Genomic DNA, 18,858 nt, shown 5'->3' with positions numbered 1-18,858 from the left:
CTCACCCACTCAGGCGAGCCGCGTGCCGTTCGGCACCGGGCGCTCGATCGCAGTCATCACTACGCCTTGTGCTGTGTGAAAACCTGTCAGCAAGAACTGCGAGCGAAATGGACCGATCTGCTTTTCCGGAAAGTTGATCACACCGACGATCTGTCGGCCAACCAGCGACTCGGGGCTGTAAAGGGCGGCAATCTGCGCGCTGGTTTTCCGCTCTCCATACGGGCCGAAATCTACCCACACCTTCCACGCCGGTTTGCGTGCTTCGGGAAAGGCTTCCACGCGAGTGATCGTGCCGGCGACGATCAACACTTTTTCGAAGTCGGCCCAGCTGATTTCTTCAACAGCAGACGTTTGTTCGCTCATCCTTCCAGACTCGTCTTGAACCAATCGTTGAATTCTTGCCACCAATAACTGGCTTGCGCCCCCACGAAGCCGAACGGCTTATAGGTGCTGGTGAGCCCATAGTCTGCAAACTGCTTCCAGCCACCGTCGCCTTCGGCGATGGCCGAGGCCAGCAGTTCACCTGCCGCGCAGGTCGGAGCCAGCCCGTGGCCGCCGAACGCCTGGGCCCACCAGAGCCCATCGTCACTGCTGCCGATTTGCGGCATCTGGTGGCGTGCATAACTCATCAAGCCCGACCAGGCGTACTCGATACGACTATCTCTCAAGGCAGGAAAAACCCGTAACAGATCACGCATCAATAGACGCTTCACCGCCGATGCGGAACGGTTGCGGATCGAGATCCGCCCTCCCCACAGCAGCCGTTTGTCCGGCAGTGGACGGTAATAATCGAAGGCAAATCGTGTGTCGTAGACTGCTGCGCGCGTGCGCAGGCAATCATCGAGTCGCTCACCCAAAGGTTCCGTCACCATCACATAGGTGGCGATCGGCAAGATCGCGCGATCAATTTGTTGACGGAGACCCGCCAGATAGCCACCACAGGCAAGCACCACGTGTTCGGCCTGCAGCTCGCCCTGTGACGTGCTTACCACCCAGTGATGATTTTCTCTTCGCAAGCGCCAAACATCGCTTTCTTCATGAATACGCACGCCCTGCGCTGCCGCAGCGGCCGCCAGCCCGATGGCGTAGTTCAGCGGATGCAGATGCAGGGCGTTGCGCTCATAGAGACCGTCGTAGTAACGCTTGCTGCGTACTAGCTCGCGCAGCTCTTCACGCGGCAACCAATCCCAATGCACGTTGTAATGATCGGCCAAGGTTTGTTGGCGCTTACGCAATACATTCGGGTCGCGGAACCAGTTGGCCCAGATCACACCCTGATCCACCGCGTCGCAGGGAATGGCATAGCGCGCGACACGCTCGCGTATCCGTTGCACTGCTGCCGTGGTCAGTTGGAACAAGTCGCGCGCGCGCTGTTCGCCAAGCTGGCTGCGCAGCGCTTCCTCGCCCAGCGAATAGCCGCCGAACACGAATCCGCCATTGCGGCCTGATGCGCCGAAACCGATCTGTTCGCGCTCCAGCAACACCACATCGCGCACGCCGCGCTCGGCCAGACCAAGGGCCGTATTGAGACCTGCAAAGCCGCCGCCGATGATGGCCACGCGCGTTTCCTGCCGCCCCTGCAACGGTGCATGGCGTTCGGACGGCGTGGCTGTTGCACGGTAGTAGGACGGAACCGGTGATTGCTTCATGCGTGTACGTGCTGATAGCCCGGGACGGTGCGGGTCGGCCGAGGATAGCGCGTACTGATGCGGGAAACTTAGCCAACACTAAGTCGGCGGCATGCACCCGCATTCGTACGGCACGTACAGACGGCGTCCCCTTACAGCTTGCTGGCTACATCACGCACTGTCTGAGCGAGCGCGGGATCCTGCATGGCCATGTGCATGGTCGCCCGAACCAGCCCCGCTTTGTTGCCGCAATCGAAACGCGTGCCTTCAAAGCGGTAGGCGAGCACTTTGCCCTGCTCCAGCAGCAGCGCTTCGATGGCGTCGGTCAGCTGGATCTCGCCACCGGCGCCCGGCTTGGTCTGTTCGAGCAGATGGAAGATGCGTCCAGGCAATACATATCGCCCCACGACGGCCAGGTTGGAAGGCGCATCCGCCGGCTTGGGTTTTTCGACCATGAAGCGAATGCGTGCACTGCGTGCATCGATCGGCTCGGCATCGACGATGCCGTACTTATCGGTCTGTTCGTGCGGCACTTCTTCGACGGCAATGACGCCGGCGTGTTCGGCCTCACCCAGCTCGGCCATCTGGCGCAAAGCGCCCTTGCCTCGATTCCAGATCAAATCGTCGGGCAGCACCACACCGAACCGTTCGTCGCCCACTACAGGTTTGGCGCACAGCACCGCGTGGCCGAGACCGAGCGCTTCCGGCTGCGTTACAAAGATTGCGCGCACGTGTCGCGGAAGCGTGCCCTGCACCAGCGCCAGCAGCTCGTCTTTACCTTTCTCTTGCAGCTTCGCTTCGAGCTCGTAAGCCTTGTCGAAGTAATCAGCGATGGCGTGCTTGTAGCGGTTGGTGACAAATATCAGCGTGTCGGCGCCGGCATCCACCGCCTCATCGACCGCGTATTGAATGAGCGGCTTATCCAGAACCGGCAGCATTTCCTTGGCAACGACCTTGGTGGCCGGCAAAAAACGCGTACCGAGGCCGGCCACGGGAAACACCACCTTGCGCAACGGCTTGCTCACTCACTTCTCTCCCATTTCGTTACGGCGAATCGAAACGACATTGCCAGGCTGGGCAACGTCACTCCAGCTGAATGACGGCAACAGATTGGACACACAGTGCCGCAGCTCTTCCTCGTCGTAGCTGCGCACGGCATCGGCTGCCTTGGCTATCTGCGCTTGCAGTAGTTCCCACGACACAGGGCGATGCTGTGCCAGGAAAATTTTGGTGTGGGTCGTCGCGCTGTAGTTTTCCAGCGGATGAAACAGCTCTTCGAACAGTTTCTCGCCCGAACGCAGGCCGGTATAGACGATCGGAATCTCGGTGCCAGGCTTCTTGCCGGCGAGTCGGATCATCTGTTCGGCGAGATCGCGGATCTTTACCGGCTCGCCCATGTCCAGCGCGAAGATCTCGCCGCCCTTGCCTAATGCCGCGGCCTGCAGAATCAGCTGCGTGGCCTCAGGAATGGTCATGAAATAGCGCGAGATTTCCGGGTGCGTTACCGTTACCGGACCGCCAGATTGGATTTGCCGACGGAACAGCGGCGCGACGGAGCCGGCCGAATCCAGCACATTGCCGAATCGCACCGTGATGAAGTGCGTATTGGAGTGGGCATTGAGATTTTGGCACCAGATTTCGGCGATGCGCTTGCACGCGCCCATGACACTGGTGGGGTTAACCGCTTTGTCGGTGGAAATGAGTACAAAACATTCCACCCGCATTTCGCTGGCCAAATCGGCCACCGTGCGCGTCGCCAGCACATTGTTGCGGACGGCGGTACGCAACTGACCCTGCAACATCGGTACGTGCTTGTAGGCCGCAGCATGGAAAACCACTTGCGGCATGACCTCGGTAAACAGCCGGCGCATGGCGATGGGATCGCCGCAATCGGCCAGCACGCTGTTGAGCAGAAGCTCGGGGTATGCCGCGCGCAGCTCTTGCGATATCTGATAGAGGTTGTATTCGCACGATTCGACGATGGTAAGAGCGTGCACACCAAGTCGTGCAACTTGCCGACACAGTTCCGAACCGATCGAACCGCCACCACCCGTCACCAGTACGCGACGGCCTGTCAGCGTCTCGCGAATCCGCGTCCAATCCAGTTCCACGGGATCGCGTCCCAGTAGATCTTCAATCGAGACTTCCTTGATCTGATTGAACTGGGCGCGTCCTGCTACAACGTCCTCAAGCTTGGGAACCGTGCGATACGGGAGACCCGTACGATCGCACAGCTCTACGACCTGCCGCATTTGCCGAGCATTGGCGCCAGGCAAGGCAATCAGCAGCATCTGCACGGCGGCTTCCTTGGCGACATCCGGAAGCTGCTCAAGCGTGCCGAGCACCGGCTTGCCGTTGATGCGCGCACCGCGCAGGGAACGCTGGTCGTCCACAAATCCGACAACCACGTAACGGCTATCGCGATGCAGATCGCGTGCAAGTGCTTCACCAGCGCGATCCGCACCGACGATCAGCACGCGCTGCGTCTTGGTACTCATGAACAAATCGAGACGACTGTCCTTCCAAAAACGGTAGGCCAGGCGCGGCGCACCCAGGAACAAAGCGAGCACGAATGGATATAACAGCAAGACGGAGCGTGGCACTCCTTCCAGGCGGCTATACAGAAACAGCGTGACACCGATCGCTACCGTTCCGACGATAGCCGCGCGCAAGATGTTCCAAAGATCCGGCAGACTGGCAAAACGCCAAACGCCTTTATAGAGGCCGGTCCACGCGTAGATCAGTGCTTGAACTGCCAACACGATCGGAAACTCGAGCATTCCGAAAGTGATCGGTAGCTGGGGATCCAGCGCGTACCGCAGTTCCTTCGCCACCCACCAGGCAAGCGCCGTGATTAGCAGGTCGTGTATCACCACGGCCACTCGCGGATGGACGATTCCGACCCATTTACGTACGGACATAACGAACCTTGTATCGATCTCGACGGATCAAGCGACGTTTGCCGATAAGCCAAACCGCCGCGGCGATCGCATAAGTGACGACGCAGGCTATGAACCCAATCCCTGGTCGCCGAAACGCCAGTACCGCAAACGGCACGGCCACCAGCAGATTCCAACCCCCATACCACGCCGCTCCCACAGCATGCGTACGCCCTCTGCGCACGATCCACTGATAGAGATGTTCGCGATGCGCAGTGTACCAGCGCCGTCCTCGCAGGATACGGACCAGCAGAGTAAGGCTCGCATCCGTCACGAATGCTGAACTGAGAATCAGGGCAGGCCAAACCAGCGGCCAGTTCACCCGCCACAGCATCGCGGTGAGGGCGAATAAAAGGAGGCCGATGCTGCCGCTGCCTACGTCCCCCATGAAAATACGGGCTGGGGAACGGTTGTAGCACCAGAACCCAAGGCATGCCGCCGCTACGCATGAAGATGCGCCGGCCAGTGCGGTTTGCCCACTGCACCAGGCAAGCAAAGCAAGGCCGCACGCCACGAAGATGCCCTGCTGCGCCAGCAGACCATCGATGCCGTCCATGAAGTTATGCAGGTTGATGCTCCAGGCTCCGGCCAGGACCAGCACCGGCAGCCAGAGCCAGCTTGACCCGTCAATGAGCAATGCCGAAGAAAACAGAGAAGCTGCCACTATTTGGATGCCGAAGCGCGGAAGCGCCGGCAGAGGATGATGATCGTCCCACCATCCGATCCATGCGACCAGAAACACTGCCAAAAGCAAAGCGATCACGATAAGAAGTGCCCAGGACGGCTGCATAGACATCAGGCAGACCGGTACTGTCGCCAACACCGCCACCACCATGCCGATACCGCCACCGCGTGGCGTCGGAAGTTTGTGCGAACGCCGCTGACCCGGCTGATCGTACATACCGCGGCGATGCGCATAGGCGATAGCCGCGCGCACGACGCCTAGAGCGATCAGAAAAGCACACAGCACGGCAAGCACGATCGGGGCGAAAGCAGCCACGACAGCGTCACTCATTGGCTACACCGTGAATGGGCCGGATCGTGCTCCAACCCTTGCAACTGGGGCACTGCCAATGATGCGCCTTGGTACCGAAACCACAATGACTGCAGCGGTACATCGCCTGCCCCTCGAGCAGCTTGCGGGTGAGGTCGCGCAGAATCAGAAAATTCTCCCTCGCCTCGCCCTCGATCTTGTCCATCGTGGCATCGATCAACGCCATCAAGCCGCGCACCGAAGGGCGCTGCCGCAACTGTGAAGTAAGAAATTCGATGGCCAGCTTTTCGCCGTCGCGTTGTTCGTACAAATGCGTCAGCGCAAGCACGGGCGAAATACCGTGATAGCGAGCCAGGATATCGCGCAAAAAACGCTCCGCTCGCTCCATCTGGCCGGAGCGCGCGTAGCTGTCCAGCAAAGGCGGCAGAATTTCTGGCACGAAGGCAATGTCCGCTTCCACCGCACGCTCGTAGACATCGACTGCGTCGGCATGACTACCTTCTTCTGCATGCAGGCGCCCAGTGAGCATAAACGCGCGCACGCAATCGGACTGACACGCGAACGCATGCTGCAAGTATTCGCGTGCTTCGGCGCGAGCGCCATGTTGGCGCGCCTGTTCCGCCAATTCGCAATAGAACTGGGCAATCGTTGTTTCTTCTTCTTCGCCCGTCATCGTTTCGAGGCGGCGCGCATGTTCGATCGCCTTATGCCAATCGCGCTCGTGCTGGTAGATCGCTATCAAATGGCGCAAGGCCGAGGGTGCATGCGCATTCATTGCCACCAGATCGGAGAAGAGTGCTTCTGCGCGATCGAGCAGACCGGCGCGCATATAGTCTTCGCCAAGCTCCAGCAACGCCACGGTTTTCATGCCTTCAGACAAACCGGGCCTGGATACCAGGTGCTGATGCAGACGAATGGCGCGGTCCACTTCGCCACGACGGCGAAAGAGATTGCCCAGCGCTAGATGAGTCTCGACCGTGTCTCGGTTGTACTCGGCCAGCTTGAGGAAGACCTCGATGGCTTTGTCCTGCTCTTCATTGAGCAAGTAGTTCAAACCACGGAAATAATCCGAGGACAGTTCACTGACCTGCGCGCCCGAACGACGCACACCCGCGCGCCGAGCTGTCCACCAGCCACTTAGAAAGGCCGCTGGTATGAGTAGAGCCAGCAGCGAATAGAAGATGTTCATGGTGTCTTCGACGCCTTCGCGCCCTGGGCTTTCGCGCTGCGTCGACGCTCTCGACGGTGCCCTGTGGTGACACCCAGCCATGCTGTCAGGCCACCGAGGATCCACCCGATCGCCAGCATGGTCAGCAAGGCGGCGCCTTTCGGAACCTGGACGCGCGCAAAAGCAAGGTCGTAGCCGACGAGGTCCGCGTTGAGCGCCCCGAGCACTATTCCCCCGGCGATGAACAGCAACAGTAGCAGCATCACGATCAGTCGCATCCGACGACTTTACCTGATTGATTGTAAGCGTCACAGGCGCCGGCACGGATCGATTCAGCCGAGGTCATCGTTTGGCGCTATCCGCAAAAAAAAGAAAGGCAGGGTCGGCTATCAGCCGCCTGCCTGTCGGAATAAGGGTTGCGCAGAGACGGCTAGCCGTCCTGCTGCTCCAGATGCATGTTGACACGTTCGCGCAGCTCCTTGCCGGGCTTGAAGTGCGGGACGTGCTTGCCCGGCAGCGCGACAGCGTCGCCGGTCTTGGGATTGCGGCCCATACGCGGCGGCCGGTAATGCAGTGCGAAACTGCCGAAACCGCGCACCTCGATGCGCTCGCCGCTCGCCAGGGCTTGGCTCATCTGTTCGATGACGTTCTTGACCGCCAGCTCGACGTCGCCAAACGCAAGATGGGTCTGACGCCTTGCCAGCGCCTCAATCAGCTCGGATTTGGTCATGGGTCCCCAATGTCCGTGACGTGGAACGAGATGGGGCGGCGCAACGCCGCCCCACTGCAGGCACTAAATCAATCAGCCTTGTTGAGCTGCTCTTTGAGCAGCGCACCAAGCTTGGTCGTGCCACCGGACGCGGACGAATACTCGGCCATGACGTCTTGCAGCTCTTCCTCGTCCTTGGCGCGAATCGACAGCGACAGCTGGCGACCCTTGCGGTCCATGCCGGTGAACTTGGCTTCGACCTTGTCGCCCACCTTCAGATGCTGCGTAGCATCCTCGATGCGCTCCTTGGCGATGTCATTGGCGCGCAGGTAACCCTCGACGCCATCGCCCAGGTCGATCACTGCACCCTTGGCGTCCACTTCCTTCACGGTGCCATTGACGATGGTGCCGCGCTGATGGACGGCCATGAAGTGACCGAACGGATCCTGCTCCATCTGCTTGATGCCGAGCGAGATACGCTCGCGCTCCGGATCCACGGCCAACACCACGGCTTCGATCTCGTCGCCCTTCTTGAAGTTGCGAACGAGGTCTTCGCCCGATGCCTGCCAGGAAATATCGGACAAATGCACGAGACCATCAATGCCGCCATCCAGACCGATGAAGATGCCGAAGTCGGTGATCGACTTGATCTGACCGGACACCTTGTCGTTCTTCTTGTGCATCGCTGCGAACGCTTCCCACGGGTTCGAGCGGGTCTGCTTGATACCCAGCGAGATGCGGCGACGCTCTTCATCCACGTCCAGCACCATCACTTCGGTTTCGTCGCCGACCTGCACGACCTTGGCCGGATTGACGTTCTTGTTGGTCCAATCCATTTCGGAGACGTGGACCAGACCTTCGACGCCCGGCTCGATCTCGACGAAGCAGCCGTAATCGGTGACGTTGGAAACCTTGCCGAACAGACGGCTGCCGACCGGGTAACGACGCGAGATGGCAACCCACGGATCGTCGCCCAGCTGCTTCAGGCCCAGCGATACGCGGTTGCGCTCGCGGTCGTACTTCAGCACGCGGACGTCCAACTCGTCGCCGACGTTGACGACTTCGGACGGATGACGCACACGCTTCCACGCCATGTCGGTGATGTGCAGCAGGCCGTCGATACCGCCCAGATCCACGAACGCGCCGTAGTCGGTGAGGTTCTTGACGGTGCCCTTGACCACAGCGCCTTCGGTCAAACGTTCCAGCAGCTTCTCGCGCTCTTCGGAGAACTCGGTCTCGACGACGGCGCGGCGGCTGACGACAACGTTGTTGCGCTTGCGGTCCAGCTTGATGATCTTGAACTCGAGCGCCTTGCCCTCGAGGTAAACCGGATCGCGCACGGGACGCACATCAACGAGCGAGCCCGGCAGGAATGCGCGGACATCCTTGATGTCGACCGTGAAGCCACCCTTGACCTTGCCGGAGATCATGCCGGTGATGGTCTCTTCCTTGTCGAACGCCTGCTCCAGGTCGTCCCACACCATCGAACGCTTGGCTTTCTCGCGCGACAGCTTGGTCTCGCCGAAACCGTCTTCGAGTGCATCGAGGGCAACCTTCACCTCGTCACCCACCTGCACTTCCAACTCGCCCTTCTCGTCCTTGAACTGCTCGATCGGGACGATGCCTTCGCTCTTCAGACCAGCGTTGATCACAACGACGTCGTTGCGGATTTCCACAACGATACCGGTGACGATCGCGCCCGGCTTCAGCTTAGAGATGGCCTGTTGGCTCTGTTCAAACAGTTCGGCAAAACTTTCAGTCATGTTGATTCCAAAAATAAGAAAAGGCCCGTAACCCTATGCGCGCCGTCGGATGTTTGCGCACGGGCGAGGCCCACCGGTTGTGGGTGTCTTTGGGATCGCTCCCTCGGCACCGTTGACCAAAACCCCATGCCGCGACATGGAGCACCAAAGCCGCCGCAACCGTGGTTACGGTTTGACGACGGCTAAAACCTTAGCGACCACATCCTCGATCCCCATGCCAGTGGTATCCACCAACACTGCATCGCGGGCGGGCTTGAGCGGCGCAACGGCTCGCGAGGCATCGCGGGCGTCACGCGCTTCAATTTCGCTCTGAAGGGATGAGAGTGTAACGCTTAGCCCCTTTTCCTTCAACTGCTTATAGCGTCTTTTCGCCCTTTCGGCGGCGCTGGCGGTCAGGAACACCTTGAACGGTGCGTCAGGAAAGATCACGGTACCCATATCGCGCCCGTCGGCCACCAACCCTGGCGCTTTGCGGAAGCTGAGCTGGAGTGCCACCAGGGCCTGCCGCACGGAGGGTACCGAGGCGATCGCCGAAGCCGCCGCACCGGCCGTTTCGGTACGGAGCTCGTCCGTGGCGTCGTGGCCGTTTACAATGACCCGGGTCTCGCCCCCATCCTGCGCGGCACGAAACTGGATTTTGGTGCTTTGCGCACAGCGGGTCACAGCCTCGGTATCGGAAAGGTCCAGCCCCGCCGCACCTGCGGCGTAGCCAATCGCCCGATACAACGCTCCGGAATCCAGCATCCGCCAGCCCAGATGCTCAGCCACGAGCCGGCTGATCGTGCCCTTGCCTGATCCGGATGGTCCGTCGATGGTGAGTACGGGCACAGGCGGACTCGTATGCATGGAATGACCTGATGGCACGGGAAGTGCTTAGCTTAACGCGTTCACAGGGGTTTCAAGCGCATGCTTAACAGCTCTCAATCAACCACGACTTCCTATCAGCCACCGGCCATGAATGATCTCCGACGCGAGTTCGAGCAAGCCGCTTCGGATATCAAGCGGCTGGGCGAACGCCCCGACAACGACACCTTGTTGAAGCTTTACGCCCTCTACAAACAGGGCCTTGATGGGGATGTCCACGGCAGCCAGCCCGGTTTCTTCGATTTTGTCGGCACGGCCAAACATGAAGCGTGGGCGCAATTGCGCGGCCTGCCGCAGGACGATGCAATGCGGCAATACATTTCACTGGTACGACAATTGCTCGACTGACAAGCACCTGCCCCGCCGCGGCCACTTGCGCCCACGACGAATAGCCGGCACATTCATACGATCGTTTGAAGACGGTCGCCGCATGAACTACCCCCACCTGTTCGCCCCGCTGAAGCTGGGTCACGTCACCCTGCCCAACCGAATCCTGATGGGTTCGATGCATACCGGGCTGGAGGACAAGGCCGCCGACTTCGACAAACTGGCCGCCTATTTCGCCGAACGTGCGCGCGGCGGCGTCGGGTTGATGGTGACCGGGGGCATCGCACCGAGCATCGAGGGCTGGCTCAAGCCTTTCGGCGGCCGGCTGACCCTGCCCTGGCACAAGCCAAGGCATCGCAAGCTCACTCATGCCGTGCATGCCGAAGGCGGTCACATCTGCATGCAGATCCTGCACGCCGGCCGCTACGGCTATCACCCGCTTTCGGTCGCGCCATCGCGCATCAAATCACCGATCACGCCATTTACCCCGCGTGCGCTCAGCTCGCGCGGCGTGGAGCGCACGATCAACGACTTCGTACGCTGTGCCCGACTGGCACAGGACGCCGGTTACGACGGCGTCGAAGTGATGGGTTCGGAAGGTTATTTGATCAATCAATTCATCGCAGCGCGCACGAATCAGCGCAACGACGACTGGGGCGGCGACGCAGCGCGGCGCATGCGTTTTCCCGTGGAAATCGTGCGACGCATGCGCGCAGCAGTGGGTGCAAATTTCATCATCATCTACCGGCTGTCGATGCTCGATCTCGTCGAAGGCGGACAAGATTGGCAAGACATCGTGACACTGGCCAAGGCGATCGAAACGGCCGGTGCCAGCGTCATCAACACCGGCATCGGCTGGCACGAAGCGCGCGTGCCCACCATCGTCACCAGTGTGCCGCGTGCGGGCTTTGCGTGGGTGACGAAGAAGCTCAAAGGCGAAGTGTCGATCCCGCTGATCACTACCAATCGCATCAACATGCCGGAGGTGGCCGAACAGATTCTCGCCAGCGGAGAAGCCGACATGGTTTCAATGGCCAGACCGCTGCTCGCCGATCCAGATTGGGCAGTAAAGGCCAAGGCTGGCCGCGGCGAGCGCATCAACACTTGCATCGCGTGCAACCAAGCATGTCTTGATCACGTTTTTCAGAATCAGCGCGCGAGCTGCATGGTGAATCCGCGTGCCTGCCACGAAACGGAACTGCCGATCGTTCCAGCGAACGTTCGCAAGCGCGTTGCGGTCGTCGGCGCAGGACCTGCAGGCATGGCCTGCGCCGCGACCCTAGCCGAGCGCGGCCATGACGTGACCCTGATCGATGGCGCCAGCGAAATTGGCGGCCAGTTCAACTACGCCAAGCGCATTCCTGGCAAGGAAGAGTTTCACGAGACACTGCGCTATTTCACGCACCGCCTCGCCGACAGCGGCGTGCGCGTGCAATTGAGACAGATCGCGGACGCTGCCACGCTCAAAGCACAGGGCTATGACGATGTCGTCGTGGCCACAGGCATCACGCCACGCCACGTGCACTTTCCGGGCAGCGACGACCCACGCGTACTGGGTTATCTCGATGTATTGGCGCGAAACAAACCGGTCGGCGCGCGCGTGGCCATCATCGGCGCCGGAGGCATCGGCTTCGACGTGGCCGAGTTTCTGGTCGAACACGCTCCGTCGCCCACCACAGACGTAGCGCGATGGACACGCGAATGGGGCGTCGACATGCAACTCGCTCAACCTGGTGGCCTGCAACGCCCACAACCAGAGCCCGCCGCGCGACAAGTGTGGCTGCTGCAACGTAGCGAGGGACGCCCGGGAGCACGGTTGAATAAAACGACCGGCTGGGTTCATCGCGCCACGTTGAAAAACAAACAGGTGGCGATGCTGGGCGGGGTCACTTACGACCGCTTCGACGACCAGGGGCTGCACATCAGCGTGGACGGCAAAGCACAGATTCTCCCCGTCGATCACGTAGTCGTTTGCGCAGGCCAGGAACCCAACCGCAACCTGGCGGATACCCTGGCCTCGCAGGGCCAGCGCGTGCATGTGATTGGCGGTGCCGATGTGGCGGCTGAACTCGACGCCAAACGCGCCATCGCACAGGGCACACGGCTCGCTGCAGAACTTTAAGAAAGTTCTGTAAGGCTCTAATTCGGAAGGTAGAAAAGGAAGCGCCCCGCCAGCGACGCGTCGGTAGTGGCTCTGGGGAGGGAGACCGAATACCGCGGGGGTAGCGTCGCTGCGGGGCGAGGGTCAGCGGCACTCGGGGGGAGGGGTCAGTGCCGCGACAGGACGTATATTATGATCGACGCGATACAGAATCAAATATATATTTAAGGCCCAACTTATACGAAAGTCATATATGTTTGATTTTCGCCAATTACGTTACTTCATAGCGGTCGCCGAGGAGCTTAGCTTCACCCGCGCCGCGCAACGGCTGCACCTCTCGCAGCCACCGCTTTCGCAGCAGATCCAGGCACTTGAGCAAGATCTCGGCATCCGTCTGCTGGAGCGCGACAAGCGCAACGTTTCCCTGACCGCCCCAGGGCTGCTATTCCTCGAACACGCGCGACAGATCCTTGCCATGGCCGATGAAACCCGCACTCGGGTAACCGAAGCGGCAGCGGGATTCAGCGGTCATCTCAAGCTGGCGTATACGGTCTCGGTATCGTTCCACCCTGCCATGCCGCAGACCCTGCTTCGACTTGGGCAAAACGCGCCAAACATCCGGGTCTGGCTCAGCGAGATGTACACCGAGCCGCAATTTGCGGCCCTACGCGCTGGCCAGCTCGATGTCGGCTTCGTGCGCGATGTGCCGAGCCACGAAGACGATGCGCGCACCTTGAGGCTGGATGTCATCGATCGCGAACCCCTGCTGCTTGCCCTGCCCGCCGGTCATCGACTGGCCGGTCGCGCAAGCCTGGAACTGGGCGAGCTCGCGGGTGAACCTTTCGTCATCCAGCCGCGCGAACTGGCCGCCACGCTATACGACCGGCTGGTGCTTCTGGCCGCCCGGGCAGGCTTCCATCCGGTCGTACGGCAGCAGGCGCAACAGATTAACGGCCTGATTGCCCTCGTTGCTGCGGGCATCGGCATGGCCCTAGTGCCCGCCAGCATGCAGGTCGTCAAGCTAGCAGGTGTAAGCTATGTCCCACTTAGCGACCCGGATGCTTACCTGCTGCTCGCCGTAGCAAGCCGCATCGCCAACCCGTCGCCAGTGGTCCAGCAGTTCCTTGAAACGGTATCCGACGCCAAGGCGGCACTGGGCTTGTGATAAGTGATTCAAATAGTTATACTTGCGCGCTTTCTTTGACTCATTTCGTTCCAGGAGCCGGCCGTGAAGGTGCTTTCCTCTTTGAAGTCCGCCAAGCAGCGGCACCGTGACTGCAAGGTTGTGCGCCGTCGCGGCAAAGTGTTCGTGATCTGCAAGAGCAACCCGCGCTTCAAGGCGCGTCAGCGTTGATCGTAGCTACGAACGCGTAAAAAAAAGCCGCTGCAAAGCGGCTTTTTTTATGGCAACACGCTCAAATTTGAACCGACCGGATAGTCCGGCCGGCCAAATCATCACTGGTAACGGACGCCCGTGATCTCGTATCGCTTCACGCCATTGGGCGCCTTGAACTCGAAGCTGTCGCCGGCGCTCTTGCCGATCAGCGCGCGCGCAATCGGCGATGACACGGCGATCAGGCGCTGCTTGATGTCGGCTTCGAGGTCGCCAACGATCTGATAAGTCACCGCCTCGCCACTGTCTTCCTCTTCCAGTTCCACAATGGCGCCGAAAACCACCTTGTTGCCGGCGCTCAGTCGCGACACGTCGATCACCTCGGCGGTAGACAGCGCAGCTTCCAGTTCGGCGATGCGACCCTCGGTGAAGCTCTGCTGTTCGCGAGCGGCGTGATACTCGGCGTTTTCCTTCAGATCGCCGTGCGCACGAGCTTCGGCGATGGCCGCGATGATGCGGGGACGCTCGACCGACTTCAGACGATCCAACTCGGCGCGCAGGCGTTCCGAGCCGACTTTGGTGATGGGGGCGCGACTCATGCGCTCAGCTCCTTGTGAAGTTCCTGCAGGCTATGCACTTCGCCGGTGTCGTGGAAATCCAGCGAATGCACCAGCGCGCGCGCGCCTGCGACGGTAGTGGAATACGTAACGCGATGCTGCAAGGCTTCGCGCCGGATCGAGAACGAATCGGCGATGGCCTGCTTGCCCTCGGTCGTGTTGACGATATAGACGATCTCGCCGTTCTTGATCAGATCGACGATATGCGGCCGGCCTTCGAGCACTTTGTTGATGCGCTCGCAAACCACACCGTGATCGGTCAGATAAGCGGCCGTGCCGGAGGTAGCGACCAGGTTGAACCCGCGCGCCACGATGCCTTTGGCGACCGTCAGCAAACGTTCCTTATCAGCATCACGCACCGAGACGAATACCTTGCCCTTGGGCGGCGTTTTGATGCCAGCAGCGTCGTGGCCGCGCGCAAAGGCGGCGCCGAAGCTGCGGCCCACGCCCATCACTTCACCGGTGGAACGCATTTCCGGACCGAGGATCGGATCGACATTCTGGAACTTCAGGAATGGGAAGATCGCTTCCTTCACCGAGTAGTAGCTCGGGATCACTTCGCGAGTGGTGCCCTGATCCGCCAGGCTGCGACCGGCCATGCAGCGCGCAGCGATCTTGGCCAGCGCGACGCCGGTGGCCTTGGAAACGAACGGCACCGTGCGCGAGGCACGCGGATTCACTTCCAGAATGAACACCGTGTCGCCCTGGATGGCGAACTGAGTGTTCATCAAGCCGATGACCTTCAACTCCTTCGCCATAAGCGCGACCTGGCGACGCAATTCGTCCTGGATGGCCGGCGACAGCGAATACGGCGGTAGCGAGCACGACGAATCGCCCGAGTGCACGCCAGCCTCTTCGATATGCTCCATGATGCCGCCCACCAGCACGTTGCCGGTGGTGTCGGCGATGACGTCCACATCCACCTCGACTGCATGGTCGAGGAAGCGGTCCAGCAGCACCGGGGAATCGTTCGATACCTGCACGGCTTCGCGGATGTAGCGCGACAGGTCAGCGTCGTCGTAGACCACTTCCATCGCGCGACCGCCCAGCACGTAGCTTGGGCGAACGACCAGCGGATAACCGATCTCGCGCGCCAAAGCCAACGCTTCGTCGGCGTTGCGTGCGGTGCGATTCGGCGGCTGGGTGAGGCCCAGCTTGGTGATCATCTGCTGGAAGCGTTCGCGATCTTCGGCAAGGTCGATGGAATCCGGCGATGTGCCGATAATCGGTGCACCCGCAGCTTCCAGCGCACGCGCGAGTTTCAGCGGCGTCTGGCCGCCGTACTGCACGATCACGCCCTTCGGCTTTTCGAGATCGACGATCTCCAGCACGTCTTCGAGCGTCAGCGGCTCGAAGTACAGGCGATCGGAGGTGTCGTAGTCAGTGGAGACCGTTTCCGGGTTGCAGTTGACCATGATGGTCTCGAACCCGTCTTCGCGCAGCGCCAGTGCGGCATGCACGCAGCAGTAGTCGAACTCGATACCCTGCCCGATGCGATTCGGACCGCCGCCCAGCACGATGATCTTGTCGCGGTTGGTCGGGTTCGCCTCGCACTCTTCCTCGTAGGTGGAGTACATGTAGGCGGTCGTCGTAGCGAACTCGGCCGCGCAGGAATCCACGCGCTTGTATACCGGACGCACGCCCAGCGTGCGGCGCAAATGGCGCACTGCCGTTTCGTCGGTATGGGTGAGCTCGGCGAGACGCGCATCGGAGAAGCCGAGCCGTTTCAGCTCGCGCATGCGTGGGGCATCGAGTGCGGTGAGGCCCTGCTCCTGCACTTCTTTCTCGGTGAGCACGATGTCTTCGAACGCAGCGAGGAACCACGGATCGACGCGGCTCAGATCGTGCACTTCTTCCAGCGTCAATCCGGCGCGAAACGCATCGGCCAGATGGAAGACACGATCGGGACGCGGCTCACGTAGTTCGCGCTTGAGCGTAGCCAGGCCATCGTCGGTGCCGATATCCAGACCGGTCGGATTGAGTCCGGTCTTGCCGATTTCCAAACCGCGCAACGCTTTCTGCAGCGACTCGTGGAAGCTGCGTCCCATCGCCATCACTTCACCCACCGATTTCATCTGCGTGGTGAGGCGTGCGTCGGCCTGCGGAAATTTCTCGAAGGCGAAGCGCGGAATCTTGGTGACGACGTAATCGATGGTCGGCTCGAACGACGCCGGAGTGAGACCGCCGGTGATGTCGTTCTTCAACTCGTCCAGCGTATAGCCCACCGCCAGCTTCGCGGCGATCTTGGCGATCGGGAAACCCGTGGCCTTGGATGCCAGCGCGGACGAACGCGACACACGCGGATTCATCTCGATGACCACCACGCGGCCGGTCTCGGCGTTCACGCCGAACTGCACGTTGGAGCCACCGGTATCCACGCCGATCTTGCGCAGCACCGCGATCGAGGCATCGCGCAGGCGCTGGTATTCCTTGTCGGTGAGCGTCTGCGCCGGCGCGACGGTGATCGAGTCGCCGGTGTGTACGCCCATCGGATCGAGGTTTTCGATCGAACACACGATGATGCAGTTGTCCGCCTTGTCGCGAACCACTTCCATCTCGAATTCTTTCCAGCCGAGCACGGACTCTTCGACCAGTACTTCATGCACCGGCGAGAGTTCCAGACCGCGTTTGACGATCTCTTCAAACTCTTCGCGATTGTAGGCAATGCCACCGCCCGAACCGCCAAGCGTGAAGCTGGGGCGGATGATGGTCGGGTAGCCCACGGTCGTCTGGATCTCGACCGCCTGCTCGAACGTGCGTGCCACCGCCGCCTTCGGGCATTCCAGCCCGATCTCCGACATGGCCACGCGGAACAACTCGCGGTCTTCGGCCATGCGGATCGCTTCGCGCGACGCGCCGATCAGCTCAACGTCGTATTTTTCGAGCACACCGTTGTCCGCGAGATCGAGCGCGCAGTTGAGGCCAGTCTGGCCACCCATCGTCGGCAGCACCGCATCGGGGCGCTCCTTGGCGATGATGCGCTCCACCGTCTGCCAGTTGATCGGCTCGATGTAGACCGCATCGGCGGTCTCCGGGTCGGTCATGATCGTGGCGGGGTTGGAGTTCACCAGGATGACGCGGTAGCCCTCTTCCTTCAGCGCCTTGCAGGCCTGCGCGCCGGAATAGTCGAACTCGCACGCCTGGCCGATCACGATCGGGCCGGCGCCGATGATGAGGATGGTCTTGATATCGGTACGCTTGGCCATCTCAGCGGGCCTCCTGCATCAGCTTGGCAAATCGATCGAACAGGTAACCGATGTCGTGGGGGCCAGGACTCGCTTCCGGATGACCCTGGAAGCAGAAGGCCGGACGATCAGTCAGCGCGAAACCTTGCAGCGAGCCATCGAACAGCGAGGTGTGTGTCACGCGCACGTTGGCAGGCAGGGTTGCGCCATCCACCGCGAAGCCGTGGTTCTGAGAAGTGATCAGCACACGACCGTCGTCATGGTCTTTCACGGGATGATTTGCGCCGTGGTGACCGAACTTCATCTTCAGCGTTTTCGCGCCGATCGCTTCGCCCATGATCTGATGACCAAGACAGATACCGAAGAGCGGAATCTTCGCGGCAAGGAATTCGCGCGTGGCGGCAATCGCGTAATCGCAGGCCGCCGGATCGCCGGGGCCGTTGGAGAGAAACACACCATCGGGCTTCATCGCCAACACATCGGCGGCAGGTGTCTGTGCGGGAACCACCGTGATCTCGCAACCGCGCTCGGCCAGCAGGCGGAGGATGTTGCGTTTCACACCGAAGTCGTAAGCCACCACCTTGAAGCGCTTGGCCGGCTGGTTGAAGGTCGTGTGATCGAGGTCGTACACACCTTCATTCCAGCTGTAGGACTTATCGACACTGACCACTTTGGCCAGGTCCATGCCATTCAAGCCAGGGAAGGCGCGCGCCTTGGCCAAGGCAGCGTCGACATCGATCGACTCACCCGCCACGATGCAGCCGTTCTGTGCACCCTTGTCGCGCAGGATGCGAGTCAGGCGGCGCGTGTCGATGCCGGCGATGGCCACAATGCCATGGCGCTTGAGGTAATCGGGCAGACTTTCGGTGCTGCGCCAGTTGCTGGCACGGCGCGGTACATCGCGCACGATCAGGCCCGCGGTATGGACCGTAGTCGATTCGGCGTCTTCGGCATTGCAGCCGGTATTGCCGATGTGCGGATACGTCAGGGTGACGATCTGGCGGGCATAGGAAGGATCGGTAAGGATCTCCTGATAGCCCGTCATCGCCGTGTTGAAAACAACCTCGCCAACGGTATCGCCAGTCGCGCCCACGGCGTGACCGTGGAACACGCTGCCGTCTTCGAGGGCAAGCAGAGCGGGAATGGGCATGGGGCCGCCTTTTAGGTGCAGCAAGGTCCGCAAGCCGCAGCGAAGCAGGCTTGTGGACCTTGGATCAAGGAAAGTCTCGG

At 60.9% G+C, this 18,858-nt stretch carries 17 protein-coding genes; 4 read left to right on the top strand and 13 right to left on the bottom strand.

From position 1 onward, the window contains the following. Window positions 1-9 precede the first annotated feature (9 nt). The 10 genes from QQL64_RS04335 to cmk form a co-directional block, all read right to left on the bottom strand. Complete coding sequence (locus tag QQL64_RS04335) at window positions 10-363, bottom strand: tRNA-binding protein (RefSeq protein WP_284396228.1); 354 nt, start codon at window positions 361-363, stop codon at window positions 10-12. Then, the gene (locus QQL64_RS04330) at window positions 360-1,649 is read right to left on the bottom strand and encodes an NAD(P)/FAD-dependent oxidoreductase (RefSeq protein ID WP_284396226.1); all 1,290 of its coding nucleotides are present in this window, start codon (window positions 1,647-1,649) and stop codon (window positions 360-362) included. Before QQL64_RS04330 ends, QQL64_RS04335 begins: the two co-directional genes overlap by 4 nt. A gap of 131 nt (window positions 1,650-1,780) precedes the next feature. Then, window positions 1,781-2,653, bottom strand: coding sequence for a UTP--glucose-1-phosphate uridylyltransferase GalU (galU, locus tag QQL64_RS04325; RefSeq protein ID WP_284396222.1), 873 nt, complete (start codon window positions 2,651-2,653; stop codon window positions 1,781-1,783). Beyond that, window positions 2,654-4,549: a nucleoside-diphosphate sugar epimerase/dehydratase gene (locus QQL64_RS04320; protein WP_284396221.1), complete on the bottom strand. Its 1,896-nt coding sequence runs from the start codon at window positions 4,547-4,549 to the stop codon at window positions 2,654-2,656. Then, window positions 4,536-5,582 carry a glycosyltransferase family 4 protein gene (locus QQL64_RS04315; RefSeq protein WP_284396218.1) on the bottom strand — a complete coding sequence of 349 codons (1,047 nt, stop codon included), beginning with the start codon at window positions 5,580-5,582 and terminating at the stop codon, window positions 4,536-4,538. The genes QQL64_RS04320 and QQL64_RS04315 overlap by 14 nt, the downstream gene beginning before the upstream one ends. Continuing rightward, window positions 5,575-6,750 (bottom strand): lipopolysaccharide assembly protein LapB, encoded by a 1,176-nt coding sequence (gene lapB / locus QQL64_RS04310; RefSeq protein ID WP_284396216.1) that lies wholly within the window; start codon window positions 6,748-6,750, stop codon window positions 5,575-5,577. The genes QQL64_RS04315 and lapB overlap by 8 nt, the downstream gene beginning before the upstream one ends. After that, complete coding sequence (locus QQL64_RS04305; RefSeq protein ID WP_284396213.1) at window positions 6,747-7,007, bottom strand: LapA family protein; 261 nt, start codon at window positions 7,005-7,007, stop codon at window positions 6,747-6,749. Before QQL64_RS04305 ends, lapB begins: the two co-directional genes overlap by 4 nt. Window positions 7,008-7,159: 152 nt before the next feature. Continuing rightward, a complete protein-coding gene (locus tag QQL64_RS04300; RefSeq protein ID WP_284399640.1) occupies window positions 7,160-7,519 on the bottom strand; it encodes an integration host factor subunit beta in 360 nt (119 codons plus the stop codon). Window positions 7,520-7,527: 8 nt separating this feature from the next. Next, window positions 7,528-9,201 carry a 30S ribosomal protein S1 gene (gene rpsA / locus QQL64_RS04295; protein WP_284396210.1) on the bottom strand — a complete coding sequence of 558 codons (1,674 nt, stop codon included), beginning with the start codon at window positions 9,199-9,201 and terminating at the stop codon, window positions 7,528-7,530. 165 nt (window positions 9,202-9,366) lie between these two features. Continuing rightward, entirely contained in the window at window positions 9,367-10,047 is a 681-nt protein-coding gene (gene cmk / locus QQL64_RS04290) for a (d)CMP kinase (protein ID WP_284396207.1), read from the bottom strand. Window positions 10,048-10,155: 108 nt separating this feature from the next. On the opposite strand from cmk, the gene QQL64_RS04285 reads away from it, so the two are divergent. The 4 genes from QQL64_RS04285 (at window position 10,156) to ykgO (ending at window position 13,847) form a co-directional block, all read left to right on the top strand. Then, on the top strand, window positions 10,156-10,413 hold the full coding sequence (locus QQL64_RS04285; protein ID WP_284396204.1) for an acyl-CoA-binding protein: 258 nt from the start codon (window positions 10,156-10,158) through the stop codon (window positions 10,411-10,413). Window positions 10,414-10,495: 82 nt separating this feature from the next. After that, the gene (locus QQL64_RS04280) at window positions 10,496-12,514 is read left to right on the top strand and encodes an NADPH-dependent 2,4-dienoyl-CoA reductase (protein WP_284396202.1); all 2,019 of its coding nucleotides are present in this window, start codon (window positions 10,496-10,498) and stop codon (window positions 12,512-12,514) included. A 232-nt stretch (window positions 12,515-12,746) separates the two neighbouring features. Next, window positions 12,747-13,658 (top strand): LysR family transcriptional regulator, encoded by a 912-nt coding sequence (locus tag QQL64_RS04275; RefSeq protein ID WP_284396193.1) that lies wholly within the window; start codon window positions 12,747-12,749, stop codon window positions 13,656-13,658. Between the two features lie 63 nt (window positions 13,659-13,721). Beyond that, window positions 13,722-13,847, top strand: a complete 126-nt coding sequence (gene ykgO, locus QQL64_RS04270; RefSeq protein WP_008215056.1) for a type B 50S ribosomal protein L36 — start codon at window positions 13,722-13,724, stop codon at window positions 13,845-13,847. A 101-nt stretch (window positions 13,848-13,948) separates the two neighbouring features. Here the strand turns inward: ykgO and greA are convergent, their stop codons facing one another. From greA to carA, 3 genes are read right to left on the bottom strand one after another with little or no spacing between them, the layout of a single operon-like run. After that, window positions 13,949-14,425, bottom strand: coding sequence for a transcription elongation factor GreA (gene greA, locus QQL64_RS04265; protein WP_284396190.1), 477 nt, complete (start codon window positions 14,423-14,425; stop codon window positions 13,949-13,951). Continuing rightward, a complete protein-coding gene (gene carB / locus QQL64_RS04260; RefSeq protein ID WP_284396188.1) occupies window positions 14,422-17,649 on the bottom strand; it encodes a carbamoyl-phosphate synthase large subunit in 3,228 nt (1,075 codons plus the stop codon). The genes greA and carB overlap by 4 nt, the downstream gene beginning before the upstream one ends. Window position 17,650: 1 nt before the next feature. Further along, a complete protein-coding gene (gene carA, locus QQL64_RS04255; RefSeq protein ID WP_284396185.1) occupies window positions 17,651-18,778 on the bottom strand; it encodes a glutamine-hydrolyzing carbamoyl-phosphate synthase small subunit in 1,128 nt (375 codons plus the stop codon). Window positions 18,779-18,858: the final 80 nt, after the last annotated feature.

The sequence above is a fragment of the Dyella lipolytica genome (assembly GCF_030160075.1).
GTDB classification, from domain to species: Bacteria; Pseudomonadota; Gammaproteobacteria; order Xanthomonadales; family Rhodanobacteraceae; genus Dyella_B; species Dyella_B lipolytica.
Note: the sequence above shows the minus strand (reverse complement) of the source record. Positions and strands in the feature narration are given on the sequence as shown.